Origin of the sequence: Flavobacterium sp. LC2016-23 (assembly GCF_009674775.1) — a bacterium.
In the GTDB taxonomy this organism is placed as follows: Bacteria; Bacteroidota; Bacteroidia; order Flavobacteriales; family Flavobacteriaceae; genus Flavobacterium.
On record NZ_WKKE01000008.1, the window covers coordinates 141,171 to 157,404 of the forward strand.

The 16,234-nt window shown below is 35.7% G+C and carries 22 protein-coding genes; all 22 read right to left on the reverse strand.

Annotated features, from left to right (window positions below; translation table 11 throughout):
• Nucleotides 1–14: 14 nt before the first annotated feature.
• On the reverse strand, nt 15–500 hold the full coding sequence (locus GJU43_RS08670) for a hypothetical protein (protein WP_154340375.1): 486 nt from the start codon (nt 498–500) through the stop codon (nt 15–17).
• A gap of 2 nt (nt 501–502) precedes the next feature.
• A complete protein-coding gene (locus GJU43_RS08675) occupies nt 503–874 on the reverse strand; it encodes a 3-hydroxyacyl-ACP dehydratase (protein WP_154340376.1) in 372 nt (123 codons plus the stop codon).
• Nucleotides 875–913: 39 nt separating this feature from the next.
• Complete coding sequence (locus GJU43_RS08680; protein WP_154340377.1) at nt 914–1,534, reverse strand: outer membrane beta-barrel protein; 621 nt, start codon at nt 1,532–1,534, stop codon at nt 914–916.
• Between the two features lie 6 nt (nt 1,535–1,540).
• Nucleotides 1,541–2,158, reverse strand: coding sequence for a porin family protein (locus GJU43_RS08685; RefSeq protein WP_154340378.1), 618 nt, complete (start codon nt 2,156–2,158; stop codon nt 1,541–1,543).
• Between the two features lie 38 nt (nt 2,159–2,196).
• Nucleotides 2,197–2,832: a hypothetical protein gene (locus GJU43_RS08690; RefSeq protein WP_154340379.1), complete on the reverse strand. Its 636-nt coding sequence runs from the start codon at nt 2,830–2,832 to the stop codon at nt 2,197–2,199.
• Complete coding sequence (locus GJU43_RS08695) at nt 2,798–3,430, reverse strand: outer membrane lipoprotein carrier protein LolA (RefSeq protein ID WP_154340380.1); 633 nt, start codon at nt 3,428–3,430, stop codon at nt 2,798–2,800. Before GJU43_RS08695 ends, GJU43_RS08690 begins: the two co-directional genes overlap by 35 nt.
• A 43-nt stretch (nt 3,431–3,473) precedes the next feature.
• Nucleotides 3,474–4,214: a polysaccharide deacetylase family protein gene (locus GJU43_RS08700; RefSeq protein WP_370455557.1), complete on the reverse strand. Its 741-nt coding sequence runs from the start codon at nt 4,212–4,214 to the stop codon at nt 3,474–3,476.
• Nucleotides 4,215–4,270: 56 nt separating this feature from the next.
• Complete coding sequence (locus GJU43_RS08705) at nt 4,271–5,332, reverse strand: beta-ketoacyl synthase N-terminal-like domain-containing protein (RefSeq protein ID WP_154340382.1); 1,062 nt, start codon at nt 5,330–5,332, stop codon at nt 4,271–4,273.
• Nucleotides 5,329–6,528, reverse strand: coding sequence for a beta-ketoacyl-[acyl-carrier-protein] synthase family protein (locus GJU43_RS08710; RefSeq protein ID WP_154340383.1), 1,200 nt, complete (start codon nt 6,526–6,528; stop codon nt 5,329–5,331). Before GJU43_RS08710 ends, GJU43_RS08705 begins: the two co-directional genes overlap by 4 nt.
• Before the next feature lie 335 nt (nt 6,529–6,863).
• Nucleotides 6,864–7,121 (reverse strand): phosphopantetheine-binding protein, encoded by a 258-nt coding sequence (locus GJU43_RS08715; RefSeq protein ID WP_127338137.1) that lies wholly within the window; start codon nt 7,119–7,121, stop codon nt 6,864–6,866.
• A gap of 2 nt (nt 7,122–7,123) precedes the next feature.
• Nucleotides 7,124–7,738, reverse strand: a complete 615-nt coding sequence (locus tag GJU43_RS08720) for a 3-oxoacyl-ACP synthase (RefSeq protein WP_154340384.1) — start codon at nt 7,736–7,738, stop codon at nt 7,124–7,126.
• Between the two features lie 101 nt (nt 7,739–7,839).
• On the reverse strand, nt 7,840–8,535 hold the full coding sequence (locus GJU43_RS08725; protein ID WP_154340385.1) for a hypothetical protein: 696 nt from the start codon (nt 8,533–8,535) through the stop codon (nt 7,840–7,842).
• Nucleotides 8,520–9,062 (reverse strand): hypothetical protein, encoded by a 543-nt coding sequence (locus GJU43_RS08730; RefSeq protein WP_154340386.1) that lies wholly within the window; start codon nt 9,060–9,062, stop codon nt 8,520–8,522. Before GJU43_RS08730 ends, GJU43_RS08725 begins: the two co-directional genes overlap by 16 nt.
• A complete protein-coding gene (locus GJU43_RS08735; protein WP_154340387.1) occupies nt 9,059–10,195 on the reverse strand; it encodes a beta-ketoacyl synthase in 1,137 nt (378 codons plus the stop codon). Before GJU43_RS08735 ends, GJU43_RS08730 begins: the two co-directional genes overlap by 4 nt.
• Nucleotides 10,196–10,300: 105 nt before the next feature.
• The gene (locus GJU43_RS08740; protein WP_154340388.1) at nt 10,301–10,750 is read right to left on the reverse strand and encodes a thioesterase family protein; all 450 of its coding nucleotides are present in this window, start codon (nt 10,748–10,750) and stop codon (nt 10,301–10,303) included.
• Entirely contained in the window at nt 10,725–12,008 is a 1,284-nt protein-coding gene (locus tag GJU43_RS08745) for an ABC transporter permease (protein WP_195760031.1), read from the reverse strand. The genes GJU43_RS08740 and GJU43_RS08745 overlap by 26 nt, the downstream gene beginning before the upstream one ends.
• Nucleotides 11,998–12,750: an ABC transporter ATP-binding protein gene (locus tag GJU43_RS08750; RefSeq protein ID WP_154340437.1), complete on the reverse strand. Its 753-nt coding sequence runs from the start codon at nt 12,748–12,750 to the stop codon at nt 11,998–12,000. The genes GJU43_RS08745 and GJU43_RS08750 overlap by 11 nt, the downstream gene beginning before the upstream one ends.
• A 7-nt stretch (nt 12,751–12,757) precedes the next feature.
• Nucleotides 12,758–13,756 carry a BtrH N-terminal domain-containing protein gene (locus tag GJU43_RS08755; protein WP_154340389.1) on the reverse strand — a complete coding sequence of 333 codons (999 nt, stop codon included), beginning with the start codon at nt 13,754–13,756 and terminating at the stop codon, nt 12,758–12,760.
• Nucleotides 13,756–14,160 (reverse strand): hypothetical protein, encoded by a 405-nt coding sequence (locus GJU43_RS08760; RefSeq protein WP_154340390.1) that lies wholly within the window; start codon nt 14,158–14,160, stop codon nt 13,756–13,758. The genes GJU43_RS08755 and GJU43_RS08760 overlap by 1 nt, the downstream gene beginning before the upstream one ends.
• A 23-nt stretch (nt 14,161–14,183) precedes the next feature.
• Nucleotides 14,184–14,651, reverse strand: coding sequence for an ABC transporter permease (locus tag GJU43_RS08765; protein ID WP_154340391.1), 468 nt, complete (start codon nt 14,649–14,651; stop codon nt 14,184–14,186).
• A gap of 7 nt (nt 14,652–14,658) precedes the next feature.
• A complete protein-coding gene (locus tag GJU43_RS08770) occupies nt 14,659–15,090 on the reverse strand; it encodes a hypothetical protein (protein WP_154340392.1) in 432 nt (143 codons plus the stop codon).
• A complete protein-coding gene (locus GJU43_RS08775; RefSeq protein ID WP_154340393.1) occupies nt 15,090–16,223 on the reverse strand; it encodes a beta-ketoacyl-ACP synthase III in 1,134 nt (377 codons plus the stop codon). Before GJU43_RS08775 ends, GJU43_RS08770 begins: the two co-directional genes overlap by 1 nt.
• Nucleotides 16,224–16,234: the final 11 nt, after the last annotated feature.

Sequence of the window (16,234 nt, forward strand, 5' to 3'; positions counted from 1 at the left end):
GTTGGTTTCTTCGTCTACTGCACAAATTGCTTCTCTTTTTTAGAGAAACTTTTAGATTGCAGGACAAAGTCTTTTAGATATCCTTTTAAAGCAGCATTCTGCTCGCTATAATGTGCTGTGATGTATTTTATGTCTTCCTTGATGTTTTTCCTGTAACCGGTAATTCCGGGTACATTTTCCTGAATACTCAGGCGGATCATTCTGATTTCGATATTGTTTGGTTCACTTGCAATAGTCGATTCCAATAATTTTGCACCTTCTTTAAAACGCTCCATTTTTTGGCTTAATTTCTTCTCGAATTTAGAATCCAGTAAAATCGAAGCTGCTTTGTAGGCGACTAATATTTTTTCATCAGAGGCAGAAATGTCCGAAAGTTTTGCTGCAAAATCTTTGGCAGAAGCCTCTGATTTCGGAGCAGTAGTATACATTTTACGAATGCTTGCCAAATCCGGGGTCCCCGTAAAATTTATCCATAGCAGTAATGACAGTAATAATTTCATAATTATATTTTTTTATACACATTGCTCAATTTTAAAGCAACCGTATCGTTAAAACAGGTGGTGTTTTTCACCTTTACCAAATCATCATCTGTGGTTGTGATATCCAGTTCTAAAAGTAATTCCGGATTCGTTTCAGGATTGATCAATGCCATGAATTTTACATTTGTCAGTGTTTGAATCATCAGAGTACTTTTAGTAATTGATTCTGTCAGTTCTTTAATAATCTGAATCATGCAAACACCCGGCATAATTGGGTTTCCGGGAAAATGACCTTTGAAAACATCATGACTGGCATTAACCAATATACGAATATTATATCTAGTATCTCCTGTTTTTTCTTCTGAAAGAACTTTATAGAAGTCTTTTAAAACCATAATTTTATTTTTTTCCGAATGTATATGCGGCACTTATTTTTATTTTTTTTCTCCAAAAGAATAGGAAATTCCTAACTGAAAATTGACATTGGTGTTGTAATCTCCAAAAAAATAATAATCATTACGGTCATTATGGTAATAATTACTGTCTAATACGTCAAGCACTCCTTTTTTAACTCTGGCTTCAATGGTAAAATCTGAAGACAATTTATAAGCAACACCGGTAATAAAGGCTAAATCATTATTTGTTTTTCTGCGGGCTAAATTATCATTTACTAAGACATCCACAGCGGGTCCGAATTGTATTTGAATTCCGGGTCCGAATGTAAATTTATTAATAAGCGCAAATGACAAATAGTGGAGTTGTAAATCACGGCGTTCTGTTCTTTCTATCCCTGTATTATCGTCAGTATAATTTCTTGTTACATTATTAGATCCTTGTCTGGAATAGGTGATTTCAGGTTGCAGGGCATAATGTTTTTTTATATTTATTTCTCCAAATCCACCAATATAAAAATCGGTTTTATAATCAGCATGCGTTTCTGAAATAGTAGAAAACGTAAAGCCTCCTCTCAAACCTGGTTTAAAAGTAATTTGAGCTTGTGTTTGCTGTATTGCAAAAAAAGCAACTATGGCGATGCATATTTTTTTTAGACTCAAAATATTTTATTTTACTTTAAACGTATAACTAATACCAATCTGGAATACCTGATTTAAGATGACATCATTATAATAATAATCTCCGTTATTATCGTAATTAAGACCATCATACCCATAAATATCAATTAATCCTTGTTTAAATCGGGCTTCAAAAGTTAATCCGTTTGGTAAGGTATACCCTAATCCGGCAACTACAGAAAAATCAAAATCAATCGGGTCAAAACCGTATTGGCCAAAATTATCACTTATTTTAAAATCAGCTGATGGTCCCGCCAAAATGTGAAAGCCTTTTCCGCCGAAGTGAAATTTTGCAACAGCACCGGCCGTAAGATAATTTAATTCATATTTTGCAGGTGTCCCAAAATCCGGGTTTTGATTATCAAAATATCTTCCTTCAGAACCTTGTCTTGAATAAGTCAATTCAGGCTGAAGGCTAAAAAACTTATTGAATTTTATATCGACTAAACCACCAACATAAAAATCGGATTTAAAACCATTATCATCAATATTGGATAAGTTTGAAAGGTTTAAACCTCCGCGAAGTCCCGGGCTTACAGTTACCTGCGCATTTGATGTTACAAGACCTGTAAATAAAATAAAAGCAATTACGGTTAATTTTTTCATTTTGGTTTGATTTAAAGTTTATGATTCGTTTAAATTTTCTATTCTGACTTAAAATAATTTAATACAATCTTTAATTTAATGTTATGATGAATAATCTCAATTTTCTCGGCAAAAATATTGTTTTCTGAACTAAATGTGAGGGTTATTTTTTCTTTTGTTTGGGAGGCATGAACCACTTTCTCTAATTTCTGGTCTTTTTTGGAAAGAAACAGATAATTATCGCTCTTGCCATCAGCCGATTTATAGATGTTATCTGATTCGTTTTCAAATTGTTCCTGAATTAAATATTCCTTTTTCAGCAACAATCGAAAGTCTTCTCTCAAAGTATTAATCAGGATTTTACGGTCTAATTCTGAAACAATCGAATTAACTTTAAAACTCTTTTCGGAAATTTCAAAGTCTAACAATTTGTTGCCAAATTCAGTAGTAAAAACGATTCGGTGTACCGTATCATTTATTTTTTTGGCAATGAAAATGCCGCTGATTTCATTTCCGTAAACCGTGATATTGGTTTTATACACATAATCTGTTTTGGGATTTGAAAAATACGGAGCTTCGTAAGACGTTTTGTCTAATTTTTTTTTGGAATAATTTTTTGTGACCGAGCCACAGGAAATTAAAACAATTCCGAGTACGCAATTAATTAGTAAATACTGAATCGTCGATTTTTGCATTGATCACTTTGTTTTTAAGTACAATTCGGGTATAGTCTTCAGAGGATTCCAATAGTTTTACCTGCACTACCGTTGCTTCTTCTTTATCGAAAGTCAGTTCAATCTGTTTGATGTATTTTTTCAGCGTGGCATCTTTCGGAATGAATTTGGCAAGGTTTTGTCCTTTTGATTTGAAATAAGAAATCGTAAACTCTTTATCATCAAACATATTGCCGCTTACGCTCCCTACAATTAATTTATTGATGCGGCCAAAAATTTTGCTGTTTCCAACATCTACGGCACTTTTCTTTCCTTCGTCGTTAATCAGGATTTTTCCGTTTTTAAAAACAATACTGTAATTGTAGGGCTTTTTGTATTGCCACTGCAGCATATTCGGTTCCTTAAAAATCATTTTTCCGGAAGTTTCAATGTCCTTCGATAAAAAATCCAAATGTTTGTATTGTACAAAATCGGTACTCAGGGTTTTAATTTTTTTGGATACTACATTTACGTCTTGTTTAAAAGCGGCAATTTCGGCATCAGACATTTTTTGTTCCTGGGCAAAGGCGAAGTTGCCAATGTTCAATAATAAAAGAAAGAGATATATTTTAGTTTTCATGTGTGTTTATATTTGTAAAAGAACAAGGAATCGGCATTCTGCCTTATTTTTGATCAATAGGATTTATGTCGATTTCATACGCTTTAAGATTCAAAAGTTCTTCTGTTGAAATTACTTTGTAATTGTTTTGCTGTAAAAATTGCAAAAACCGTTCCAGTACCAAAACAGAGTGTGCCGCCGTATCATGCAAAAGTACGATTCCCCCGGGAGAAATACGTTTTATAATACGATTGAAAATTAAATTCTGATCTTTTGTTCCGCCATCAAGTGATCTGATATTCCAGCCAATAACCTGATGCCCGGTAATTTTTAAGGCCCTTCGGATGGAAGGTGTAGTGACACCATAAGGAGGGCGAAAGAAATTTATTTTTCCGGGAGTAAATTTTTCTAAAAGAGAATCTGTTTTTTGAAGTTCTTCGGCAATTGCTGCAGCATTGTAGAAATCAAAAAAAGGCGAGTGGCTGTAAGAATGATTTCCAACCAAATGACCTTCGGCTATAATTTGTTTTACGATTTCAGGATGGTTTTCAATGTTTTTCCCGATACAGAAAAAAGTAGCTTTTGCATTGTATTTTTTTAGCAGTTCTAAAACTTCCAAAGTAAAAGGACCAGGTCCGTCATCAAAAGTTAAAGCTATTTTTTTTTCCTTTTCAGATGGATTATTGCAGAATGCCTTTACATGATAACCTGATGAAATTCGAGAAGAACCAAAAGCATTAATTCCCAGCCAGATCAAAACAATTGCGATAAACCATGCCCCGTCAATTGCAGTATAAAAGTTCACAAGAACCAGTGATAGCAATAAAAAGATAAAAAATATCGAAATGTTTTTATGCGTTATCATTTTGACAGTAACGTAAAACTATGATTTTTTCCGCTCAGCTGATTGTATAATAAGACCGTCTTGTAAGCGGGTCTTTGAACTGAATTTACTTTTACAATTTCCGGAATTTCCTGCAGTTTTATAACTTTTGACGCCATCCATAATCCAAAAGCAGAAGCCGTATCGTACTCGCCGCACAAATGTTTGTAATACAACTGAGGGGTATCTGAAAAAGCATTTTCGGTCAGTGTTCTGTAATAAGAATCGAATTTTACATCGCCGTTAAAACCTAAAACGATGGCATCAATGTCTGAAACTTCAAGGTTATTAGATTTTAGGAAAGCAGTGATGTGCGTTTCAATTTCGTTTTCTTCTAAAGTGTTTATGATTTCAATATCCATAATTTCGGCGTAAGTAGTGTCTTTTTTTTCATTTTCCAAAACAAAAAAAGCGGCGCCTTCACCATGAACGGATCCAATTGTTTTTGGACTTAAAAGCATAAACGGCTGTTCATTTTCCTGTTTAACGCGTCCGGCCAATTTAAAAAGTTCCATGGTATAATCACCATTCTCATCTACGCCACCCACTAAAATCGAATTGGCTTCGTTTTCTTCCAGTTGCATTTTAGCATCCAGAAGGGCAGACTCAAAAGAAACCGCACCATTAACATAGGTAAAATTATACCCTTTACACTGCATGGTCAGCGCAATCTGAGCGCCAACAGTATTATGGGTGGATTGAATAAATGCGGTTGGTGTTAAAAACTCTTCATTATTGTCAAGAATGTTTCTCAGGAATTTTTCAGAATCCTCAATACAGCCTAATCCTGTTCCGGTAATAATAGCGTCTACAGTTTCAGCATGCGCATCTTTCAGGGCCAGTGCCGAAGCTACGATTCCGTTTTTGACCCCTTTTGCCATTCTTCTGGCAGCTGCGGGGGAAATAAAATCTTTGTAAACAGGTGAAACAATGCTAAGAATGTTGTTATTTTGATTGTATACGGCCTCTTCTAAAAAAACAGTATCAAATGTTTTTTGAGTCGAAATACAGCCTACTCCATTTATATATGTTTTTTTCATTCGCTTTTTGAAAATATAAGGGTAGAACAGTTTCCTCCGAATCCGAAAGAATTGGATAAAACGTGATTGATAGTTGCATTTTTTGCAACAGTTTGTGGATGCAAATCAAATTCTTCCATCGGAGTTTCGAAATTCATATTTGGATACACGACATTATTCTGAATGGCGAGAACACTGTAAACCGCTTCAATTGCTGCTGCTGCTGCCAGTGTGTGCCCTGTAAAAGGTTTTGTCGAACTAAAATCAGGGACTTTTTCATCTCCGTAAATGCGTAGAATCGCCCTGCCTTCAGACAAATCGTTATTGGGAGTCGCCGTGCCGTGTACGTTGATGTAATCTATTTCAGAAGGTTTCAAACCCGAAACTTCAAATGCTTTTTTCATCGCTAAGTACGCACCGTCCCCGTTTTCCGAAGAAGCAGTCTGATGAAAAGCATCGTTTGCATTCCCGTAACCGGAAACCCGGGCAAGGACTTTTTTGTTTTGTTTTTTTACAACTTCATCGGATTCCAAAACCAGATAAGCTGCGGCTTCTCCCAGATTCAAACCTTTACGGTTGTTATCAAAAGGTTTGTTATAATCGTCTGATAAAATCATTAAAGTCTTAAATCCGTTGATGGTAAATTTTGCCAAAGCATCGGTTCCGCCCACAATAACACGGTCCAGTTTTCCGTTTTTAATCAGTCGCGCTCCCAGCATAATGGAGTTCGCCGCCGATGAACAGGCGGTACTAATTGTGGTTACCATTCCTTTTAATCCTAACTCTGCAGCGATTTTATCTGCAACATCACCGCCGTCATGACAGCTAATATATTTTACAAGTTCCGGTTTTTCGAAATAATCGTAATAATATTTTTCAGTAATGTCCATTCCGCCAACACTTGTAGCCGAAATAAGTCCGGTTCTGAATTCGTTTATGGCTGTAATTCCGGCATTTTCAACAGCCTGTCTGGCTGCAAAAGTACCAATCATAGCCGTTCTCGAGAAATTATTATCGCTGGGAAGATTCAATTCCGCAATTAGTTCCGTATTGGTTTTTTTGATTTCGCCTACCTTATTAATGTCGGCATGAATCGTTGTAATATTCTCGACACGGGTAATGGCAGGATTTTCATGTAATAATGAATCTAAATTTTCCTCAACTGAATTTCCAATCGAAGAGATAATTCCCATTCCTGTTATTGCAACACCTTTCATTATTAGACTTCTTAGATTGTTAGAATTTTAGACTTCTTAGATTTTTGGATTTTTAGATTATTCTTTCTGTTTCGCTAAAGTTTAAAAAAACTATTTTAAAATTAGATTTTTGAATATTCTTATCTAAGAAATCTAAAAATCTAATAAGTCCAACGATCTGAAAATCTATTTTGTTCTGTTAGCGCTAATTTAGATTATAAGACTTCTTAGATTGCCCGATTTTTAGACTATTCTTTTTATTTCGCCAAAGTTTAAAAAAACTATTTTAAAATTAGATTTTTGGATATGCTTATCTAAGAAATCTAAAAATCTAAGAAGTCTAACGATCTGAAAATCTATTTTGTTCTGTTAGCGCTAATGTAAGCCGCCATAGATTCGATCGACTGGAAAATGGTTTTCCCTTCTTTCGGATCTACCAGTTTAATTCCGTAATCTTTATCTAAAATCACGATTAATTCAAGGGCATCAATCGAGTCCAAACCTAAACCATCTCCAAATAAAGCGTCAGTATCTGCAATATCTTCAACAGCGATATCTTCAAGGTTTAACGTTGTAATGATTTTATTTTTTAATTCCAGTTTTAATGCTTCCATGATTATTGATTGTATAATGTATTGATAGTTTCGTTTGTATATTTTGTGTTTTCTTCTTTACTGATGGTGCAAAGAAACGCTTTGTAATCGTCATTAAAAAATTCTACCCAGCCACAAAGAACCACGTCTGCTTTATTCGTATTCAGAAGAATATTGGAATAATTCGACATAAATTCAGTGTTAAAGGCATCAAATATAAAGAAAGAATTTTCACTTTTCAGCTGATGGCGGATACTTATTTCGCCCAGACAAATATTTGGCAGCGTGTAAACGAAAACCGCCGGACTCGGAAAGTAGTTTTCTTTGTCTGAAATAGATTCCTGGTACTTTACATCGGTATCTAAACTGGAGGATTTATTGGCTAAAACCAAAGCAATATTGTTTTCCTGTTCCCCAGAAGTTATGGGACTCAAAAGCAATTCAGATCCAAGAAATGCCAGTTTGCTCAAAGCATCCATTTTGAAAAACTTCGTGTATTGCAGGTCAAAATTACGATAGGCTTGCTTCGAGAAATCCGCAAAATCGGTGGGTTCAATTTTGAATACCGAAGTGCCGTTCAAAACAATTTCGTTGTTTTGGATGGTGATATAGGATTGTATGTTGGTTTTTTGAGTCATTGTTTTTGTTTAACACTAATTCCACTAATTAGCACATATTGGTTTTATGATTTTAAATTACACTACTATCATCTGTGAAAATTAGTGTAATTGGTTTATGTTTATGAAACCCAGGTATGAATGATTTTCTTAATTTTCCATTTTCCAGATTTGTTTTCAATCATAATTAAAAATCCTCTTCCACATTTTCCGCCTCCACAAGCGGCAGTCGCTGATAAAATCCCTCGAGTTTTTATTTTATTAAACTGAATTCTTGAAATCCAAATTGCCCCAACTGGCATAGAACTTTTTTTGTCATCTAAATCCCAGAGATTTACAGCAGGGAATTTTGAGAGATATTGAAAATTAAACTTTTTATTTTTTTTAAAAAAAGCTAGGTCAAGTTTAAAATTTTCTACTTCTTTTGACTTATCATAAATGCATTCAAATTTTTGACAATTTTCGATGAATTGTTCTTTATCAAAGCCACCTATTTTTTCAACTAAATCATCTACACCAAGCAGTATTTTAGTTTTATCTTTTTTAATACTGTCTTGTTCACGATTGTATTTTTTCAATTCATCGTTATAACCAATAGTATCTTTTTTATTTGTATTAAAGTCAATTCCAGGCATTGGAGGAGGAAGAATAGTTCTTCTGTCCATATATATAGAATCCACAATTTCAACAAAGACATTATTGATCACCTCTTTTTCAAATTGTAGTTTGTCAACTACCTTCTTTTTACATTCAAAAAAACAAAGCAGAAGAAGAATTATAAATATGAATCTTGATAATTTCATCAACTTTGTTGGCATAATTTTTTAATATCTTTTCTTAAACTTATTTGCGAAAAAAGTACAGGGATATTCATTTTTTGATTTTCCTTAATCATTGTAAGGTAAATTTCATTTTTGTATAAAATAAATATCCGACTTGTTTGAAAAATTGGATTAATAGCCAGATAATTAAGACTATTATAAATTATTACATTTCCAGAATTTCTTTGTTTTTCAAAACCTTTTTTTTCGCAATATTGATTAATAAGTAATTTATTTTCCTCTGCATTGTATTTACTGACAATTTTAGTTAGTCGTTTTTCAGTTGCTTTTCTATAAATTGTGAATGCACAAAATAAACTAAAAATAAAAAGAAGATAAAACTCAATTCCGGTTTTTGAATAATCACGATAAGGATCGAAATAAACTAAAAAAGGTATTATAAATCCCGAGCTAAAAAACAGATATATAGTAACAGTATCGAATTTATCAAACCAATTTTCTGAATAAACTAATTTATTCAGTTCAATACTTTTTTTAATATTTAAGTTTTTTAAACTTCTCATTTTATCTTCTCAAAAATAACAGCCGTATTACAGCCCCCAAATCCCGAAGCTGTTTTTAGGAAATAATCTATATTTCTTTCTTCATTCTTCTCAATCACATTTATAGTTTCACTTAAACCGATTTCATCAAAGCCTTTCGATTCAAAAAGCACATTCTGGTTGGCAGATTCAATGGCGATTATGGTTTCTAATAATCCTGAAGCCCCTAAGGTATGGCCATAAAATCCTTTTAAACTATTTATCGGTACATTTTGTAAACCTAAACGATTTAGGGCAATGGCTTCCATTTCGTCGTTAAACGGAGTGGCGGTTCCGTGTGCTGAAATATAATCTAATTTGTCGGCTTCAATTTGGGCTTCTTTCAACGCATTCTGAATGCTTCGGTACAAACCTTCACCGGTTCTTGACGGTCCTGAAATATGATTGGCATCGTTTATCGAACTGTCTCCGATAACTTTTACTCTGGCATTTTTCGGATTATTTGAAACTAAAACTGCGGCCGTTGCTTCGCCCAAACTTACACCGGTTCTGTTTTTAGAATACGGTTTGCAGGGCAGATCACTCATGGCCTGAAAGGCATTAAATCCGGATAAAACAAACTCCGAAACTTCATCGCCGGCAATGATAAAAACATTGTCATACAACTCCGACTGAATTAATCTTTTGGCTACGGAAACCGCTAAAATTCCGGAAACACAGGCATTAGAAACCACGATGGGCTGCGTTTGAAATCCGAAGAAATCGGCAATATTCTTTGCCAGAACATCTAAATGAGCATTTTGAAAACTCTCTTCCGAATCCGTTTTCAGGGCCGTAACATTTCCTTTTGTGGTGGAAAGCAGAAATGCTGTTTTGGAATTTAATTCAATTCCTGAATTTTTGATAATCGGTTCTAAAGCCAGGATCATCATTTTCTCCAGACGGGAATGGGTTGTCTCAGTACTGATTTTCTCAAAAGCACTGTTTAGTTTTTCATTGTTTATAACGGAAGCATAAAACGGCACCGGCATCAAAGACGCCTCTTCATGCAGCTGAATACCGGAATCACCACTAAGAATTGCCTCGACATTCGATTGAACATCAAATCCTAGAGGTGTTATGCAATTGGTTTCGGTGATAAATACTTCTTTCATTTCTAATTTTTGTAATGTAAAACTGCAGACGGATTTTGCAGATTAAGCGGATTTACACCGATTATTTTATTTTTTTAATTGGTGCTAATTCGTGAAATTCGTGTTTTACTTCAATAATCCTACTTTTCTTTTCCACTCTTCGTAAAAAGGAGGATTGGTGAGCATTAAATTTCCGTCGCCGTCTAAAAATACCTGCACGGTTTCGCCGGTACAGGCTACTTCGCCTTTTGCATCTATGATTTTAAAACGGTATATCATTTTGGCTGCAGGAGTATCTACTACTGTCGTTTCTATCGTGACCACATCGCCGTAACGGAGTGATAATTTATGTTCGCATTTTGATTTTACAATCGGAGTTGTGTAACCCGTGTTGCCAATATCCAGATAGGTAAGTCCGTGTTGTCGGCCAAAGGCTTCCCGTCCATCCTCAAAATAGGTAATGTAATTTCCATGCCAGACAATCCCAAGCGGATCAGTTTCGTTAAAACGAATTCTGATTTCGTGCTTTACCGTCAGGTCAGTGGCTTCGTCAAACTGTTCTTTTCTTTTTGTCATAAAATAATGCGATGGAGGTTGTGATGATAAAAAACAAAAACAATAAACTTATTTTTGGAATGATTTCTAATAATGTGACGTTGCGCAACAGCACATCGTAAAACGCTTCGAGTCCCCAGTTCATGGGTGACGATTTGGCTATAACCTGCATGATTTTCGGCATGGCAAAAACCGGAACCCAAACCCCGCCAATTGCCGCTAAAATGAGCACACTCGTGGCACCAAACGGCGCAGATTGTTCCTGCGTGCTGGCGACAGTTCCTAATAAAATTCCGAATCCGATTGCGGCAAATCCTGAAAACAGCGCCACGACACTCATTAAAAACAAATGTCCTTCGATATTTAAAGGAGGCAGGCCAATATGCGGAAACAGAAAAATCGCAACCGCCACCATCATATAAAACTGAATCATACAAATCGCAGAATACGTAATGGTTTTGCCGATGATAACAATCAGATTAGAGACCGGATTGGTTAACAACCGTACAAATGTTCCTTGTGATTTTTCTTTTACGATATTGATAGACAACGGAATTACAATAAAAAATATGGCAAAAAGCGTCCAGGCCGGAACGTTATGCTGTACCGAATTGGGACGAATTTCTTTGTTGTTTATTCTCGGAATGATTTCTTTGAACGTAATAAAACTCTTTTGTTCGAATGAGGTTGTACCTTCTCCCAACTGATTCTGAAAAGTGGTATAAATTGATTTGGTTTCGATTTGCGAAATCATTTTGTCAATAGAACTCATGACCGCATTTTTGAAACTCATCTGAACCGCCGGATCAAAATACAATTTCACTTCTTTTTCTTTGATTATTTTCGAAGGCGCTGCCGTTGCCGTGCTGTCAGTTAAACCCATACTGCTGACAATTTTGGCGACGTTCTGATCAATTTTGGTCTGTAAATCGACACTCAGGTTTTTCGGAATTACAATTGCCAATTGAAATTTTCCTTTGTAAACCGCTTCTTTGGCAACTTCTTCTGTAATGGGTTTATTGTCAATCTGAGTAACTACGCGAAACAAATTGCTTTTTTCCAGATTATCAAAAACAGTTTTAGAAACGGAACCTTTATCATTATCGACGAGTAAAATCGGAATTTTAGTATCGCTAATGGTTTTAAAAGTACTGTCCTGTATTAAAGTTACCGTGATTACAAGTATCAGCGGCATGATAAACAAAATAATCAAACCGCCTAAATCGCGTTTAAGCAGTAAAAATTCTTTTACAACCGACATCCAGATTTTATATATCATCTCTCAAGTTTTTACCGGTTAATGAAATAAAAACGTCTTCGAGATTTCTGGCTTCAGCAGTAGAAGCAATCAGGCCCGAAGGTGTGCCCTGCGCATAAATACTGCCCTGATCGAGAATGGCAATGTTGGTACAGAAATCTTCGGCTTCGGCCAAATGGTGCGAAGTATATATAATAGTAGTGCCGTTTTGGTTTAATAATTTCAAATAATCTATAATCGCATTTTTCGAATGAACATCAACCCCTACCGTTGGTTCATCCAGAAACAAAACTTTCGGATTGTGCAGAATTCCGGCAATCAGATTGACTCTTCGTTTCATTCCGCCCGAAAAGGTTTCAATACGTTTGTCCGCGAATTTCAAAAGCCCTAGAAGATCAAGAGTTTCGACAACTTTATCTTTCAGATACGAGCCTTTCAATCCGTACATGCTTCCAAAATAATGCAGGTTTTCCCTGGCGGTTAAGGTTGGATATAAAGCATATTCCTGTGGTACAACACCTATTATTTTTTTAATTTTTGAAGCATGATTGGTGTAGTTCAGCTCATTAATGGAAAAATGCCCTGAGGTTGGTTTTACCAATCCGCAAAGCATGGAAATCAAAGTAGTTTTTCCGGCACCGTTCGGGCCTAATAACCCGAAGATCTGACCTTCGTATATGTTCAGCGAAAAGTCGTTCAAAGAATACAGTTCTGCATCTTTGTACTTTTTCGAGAGGGATTCTATTTTTATAATCGGATGCAAAATATATTTAGCTGATTGCTTTTTTAAGTTTTTTGAAAAAGAGTTCTTCTCTGTTGGCAATGTCCAGAAGTTCATCGGCAATAGCATTGTAGGCATCTTCTTTGGCACTTCTGTTTTTATAAATACGGGAAGCTTCTACGGCAAAATCGCGCCATGAATCGCCAATTTGGGTCATTTCCTTAGAAAGCACTTTCAGTTCTTCATTGTTCAGAATAACCGAAGCTTCCTGTAAAAAAGCAGCATAAATAAAACGGAAACCACCGCCTCCGGTTCCAATTTCTTCCTGCATTCGTACCATTTGCGCCAGGTAATGATTGGCTTTTTTAGTGCCGTGCTTTACAGGCCATTTTCTGATTTGTTTCGATACAAATTTAATTCCGCGTACGCCCACAATTGGTATTGGAGCCAGCATATCGCGGCATGTATTTTTGATGCCTTTGATGATGGCACTCTTCAAATCTACCTCTTTTGGAATCTGAACCGGATAATACATTTGTCCGCGTGGCGCAAAGGCACCTTTGGCAAAACGTACTTTCTCCAGTTCGTCATGTGTTAAAGTCGTAACATTTTCCATTACAGGATCGCTTACTAAATAATCGGTATCGGTTTTGCCATAAACGACTAAATTGTGAGCGTTAAAATGAAAGCGGTATTCATCAGGAAAATAACTCAGATGATACACACCAACTTGTAATCCGGTTGGAATATTGTTTTTTAAATTCGCATCTAATGCCGCATTTGCGTTAGCTACAGAAGAGAATTTTTGTCTTTTTATTTTTAAATTTAAACGGCTGGCCAGTTTGTTAAAAATCTGTCCGGGAAGCGTTCTGTAACTAATTGCAGGGGCATGATTTACTTTTATAAAAGGCAGATACACAAAAAGAAGTCCGGAGCCAATTCCAAAAACCATCGGTTCACTGATGTTCAGTCCATTGTTCTTCAACAAATTCGAAGCTACTCCATTCTCACAATGGGCAGATTGATGATGCGTAAAATTAGTTTGCATTAGTCTTTTTTAATATTTTTTAGTTCGGCTATTGATATTTCAAAAGCGTCGGCATATTTCTGTAAAATAGTAGTATTTAATTTGGCAAAAACGGCGGGTTTAAAATGTCTTTTTACACGCCATTTCCACATTCCGACATAACTGGCCAAAATGGTCAGATCCATTTTATTGCGTTCCATGTAATAACAAATCGGACTTGCTTCTCCGGTTTCAACCTGCCTTTTTGCTTCGGCAATCCGTTCATTAATATCATCAATAGAATTGGAAAGTGCGATTGTCTTTGGTTCCCAACCGGTACTTAATGTTGTGGTATAATCGCCGTTTTCATCGGTAGCATACAAGAGCTCTTTAACGTTGTTTTTAGTTAAGTTGCTTGTGTCTTGTGGTACTTTTTCTTTTTCCATGACAGTTTTATTTACGATTGAAATTAGGATGCTACAGGTGCAATTGTCTTTTGAATGAACAAATTAATTTCGCATTCTAAAAGTATTTTGTCTTCTACCAGGCTTTCGCAGCTCATGGTACATAAAGTATAATCGTCGCCTTCAAATTTTGAAACCAGGTTTGCTTTGGTTACAATGGTCTCGCCGGTTTTTGGCAGCACATGTATTTTCAGGTTTTTTATGGCACTGATAAAACCAATAACATGTATATTTTCATTTTCGGAACCGTTCTCGTCAAAAAAATATTTTTTCCCGACTATAGCAGAACAGGTCTGTGCCGTATTTTCGATTAAACCGGCTTCGGTAAAAGTATTGTTTTCGACAAAAATATTGTCTTCTTTTATCAAAAATATGGTTTCTACGTAGCTGGCATCCACATTCAGGATTAAATCGACCATGAGCATAGGTGCCCGGTGCGGTAAATAATTCTGGATGTCAACAGCAGTTCTCATACAAACATTATTTGGCTAAAACGGTTTTCATCTGTCCGTTAGCAATTTCTTCATTGTTCAGAGTCGTTACGATATCGACCAAAGTGATTCCGGCAAATTCCTGTATAATGGTTACCGTAGACTGAATCGTATCGTTGATTTTAGGCAGCTTCTTAATTTGAATTTCTTTTATAGATCCAATGTAACCTGTTGGTGCTTTTTCATTTTTCAGAAAGAAGTCATATCCGGTATGTAAGGCTACAGACTGGGCCATGTGTTCAATTAAGCCTGCTTCCAGAAAAAAATTATGGTCAGCAAATATATTATCCTCCTTAATCTTCAGTCCGGAAACCAGTGAGTTTTCGGTAAACGAATACATTTTATCTACCATTACAAAAGGAAACTTTTGTGGCAGTAAATTCTCTACAGCTTCTTTTTCTAAAAGTAAAGTAGTTTCCATTAGCAAACGGTTAAATACGCATAGGCAAAAGAAAATCTTCCGCTTTCCGGAACGGATAGAAGAATACGATCTCCTTTTTTCAGATTGCCGGAATTCATTAATTCTTCCAAAGCTAAATAAATAGAGGCAGAACCTACATTTCCAACTCTCGAAAGATTCATGAACCATTTTTCGTCAGCCATTCCGATTCCTTTCTCCATCAGTCCTTTTTTTAATCCTTCCACAAAAAAGTTAGAAGAAACGTGAGGGATAAAATAATCTACCTGATCGGCTGTAATATTGTTTTTAACCATCGCATCCTTCATGCTTTCGGCACCTTTGGAAAGAATGAATTCGTCCAGTAATTTCACATCCTGTTTGATGGCAAAAACAGATTCGTTCAGCCATTCTTCCGGGGCATAATCGCTCCATGCTTTGATTTCACCATTTTCTAATTTATCACCTCCGGCATACATGCAGGTTTCTAATTCGTACGCATACGAAAAAGCTTCCATCCATTCGATTTTTAGGGAAACAGGTCCTTTTGGCTTGTTTTCAAGTAAAAAAGCGCCGGCTCCGTCAGATAACATCCAGCGTAAAAAGTCTTTTTTGAACGCAATAATAGGCTGTTCTTCCAGGCTTTTTAAATTAGCGGCTTCATGATTGTACATTTGGGCATTCAGCCAGGTTGAAACTCTTTCGGATCCTGTACAAATTGCATTTTTGGAATTTCCTGATCGTACGGAAAGGAAACCGAATTTTAAGGAGTTCATTCCGGCACAGCAAACACCGGTGGATGAATTTAATTCTACCGATTTATTTTTTAATAATCCATGAACCATAGCAGCATGTGAAGGCAGGAAAACATCAGGTGTTGAGGTTCCGCAGGAAAGTACTTCAAGATCTTGTGCAGTAAAGTTTTCATCAAACAATTGCACAACAGCATTTCGGGTTAACTCGGCATTGTTATGTGTACTTTTTCCCGTTTTATCTATGGCGTAATAACGACTTGTAATTTTATTATTGCGCAAAATAATGCGTCTTGCTTTTGAAGCGGCATCATTGATGAGCCCTAAATAATCTTCCATTTCTTCATTAGAAACAGCTTCATTTGGCAAATATTTTGCAGCTTTGGTAATATATACTTCAAACATAATCTAATTTC

What these genes read in the sequence shown, in the direction of transcription:
- GJU43_RS08670 (WP_154340375.1), bottom strand. Translation starts at nt 500, where the DNA reads ATGAAATTATTACTGTCATTACTGCTATGGATAAATTTTACGGGGACC.
- GJU43_RS08690 (WP_154340379.1), bottom strand. Translation starts at nt 2,832, where the DNA reads ATGCAAAAATCGACGATTCAGTATTTACTAATTAATTGCGTACTCGGA.
- GJU43_RS08725 (WP_154340385.1), bottom strand. Translation starts at nt 8,535, where the DNA reads ATGCCAACAAAGTTGATGAAATTATCAAGATTCATATTTATAATTCTT.
- GJU43_RS08730 (WP_154340386.1), bottom strand. Translation starts at nt 9,062, where the DNA reads ATGAGAAGTTTAAAAAACTTAAATATTAAAAAAAGTATTGAACTGAAT.
- GJU43_RS08695 (WP_154340380.1), bottom strand. Translation starts at nt 3,430, where the DNA reads ATGAAAACTAAAATATATCTCTTTCTTTTATTATTGAACATTGGCAAC.
- GJU43_RS08710 (WP_154340383.1), bottom strand. Translation starts at nt 6,528, where the DNA reads ATGAAAGGTGTTGCAATAACAGGAATGGGAATTATCTCTTCGATTGGA.
- GJU43_RS08705 (WP_154340382.1), bottom strand. Translation starts at nt 5,332, where the DNA reads ATGAAAAAAACATATATAAATGGAGTAGGCTGTATTTCGACTCAAAAA.
- GJU43_RS08735 (WP_154340387.1), bottom strand. Translation starts at nt 10,195, where the DNA reads ATGAAAGAAGTATTTATCACCGAAACCAATTGCATAACACCTCTAGGA.
- GJU43_RS08685 (WP_154340378.1), bottom strand. Translation starts at nt 2,158, where the DNA reads ATGAAAAAATTAACCGTAATTGCTTTTATTTTATTTACAGGTCTTGTA.
- GJU43_RS08715 (WP_127338137.1), bottom strand. Translation starts at nt 7,121, where the DNA reads ATGGAAGCATTAAAACTGGAATTAAAAAATAAAATCATTACAACGTTA.
- GJU43_RS08720 (WP_154340384.1), bottom strand. Translation starts at nt 7,738, where the DNA reads ATGACTCAAAAAACCAACATACAATCCTATATCACCATCCAAAACAAC.
- GJU43_RS08675 (WP_154340376.1), bottom strand. Translation starts at nt 874, where the DNA reads ATGGTTTTAAAAGACTTCTATAAAGTTCTTTCAGAAGAAAAAACAGGA.
- GJU43_RS08760 (WP_154340390.1), bottom strand. Translation starts at nt 14,160, where the DNA reads ATGGAAAAAGAAAAAGTACCACAAGACACAAGCAACTTAACTAAAAAC.
- GJU43_RS08765 (WP_154340391.1), bottom strand. Translation starts at nt 14,651, where the DNA reads ATGAGAACTGCTGTTGACATCCAGAATTATTTACCGCACCGGGCACCT.
- GJU43_RS08770 (WP_154340392.1), bottom strand. Translation starts at nt 15,090, where the DNA reads ATGGAAACTACTTTACTTTTAGAAAAAGAAGCTGTAGAGAATTTACTG.
- GJU43_RS08740 (WP_154340388.1), bottom strand. Translation starts at nt 10,750, where the DNA reads ATGACAAAAAGAAAAGAACAGTTTGACGAAGCCACTGACCTGACGGTA.
- GJU43_RS08745 (WP_195760031.1), bottom strand. Translation starts at nt 12,008, where the DNA reads ATGATATATAAAATCTGGATGTCGGTTGTAAAAGAATTTTTACTGCTT.
- GJU43_RS08755 (WP_154340389.1), bottom strand. Translation starts at nt 13,756, where the DNA reads ATGCAAACTAATTTTACGCATCATCAATCTGCCCATTGTGAGAATGGA.
- GJU43_RS08775 (WP_154340393.1), bottom strand. Translation starts at nt 16,223, where the DNA reads ATGTTTGAAGTATATATTACCAAAGCTGCAAAATATTTGCCAAATGAA.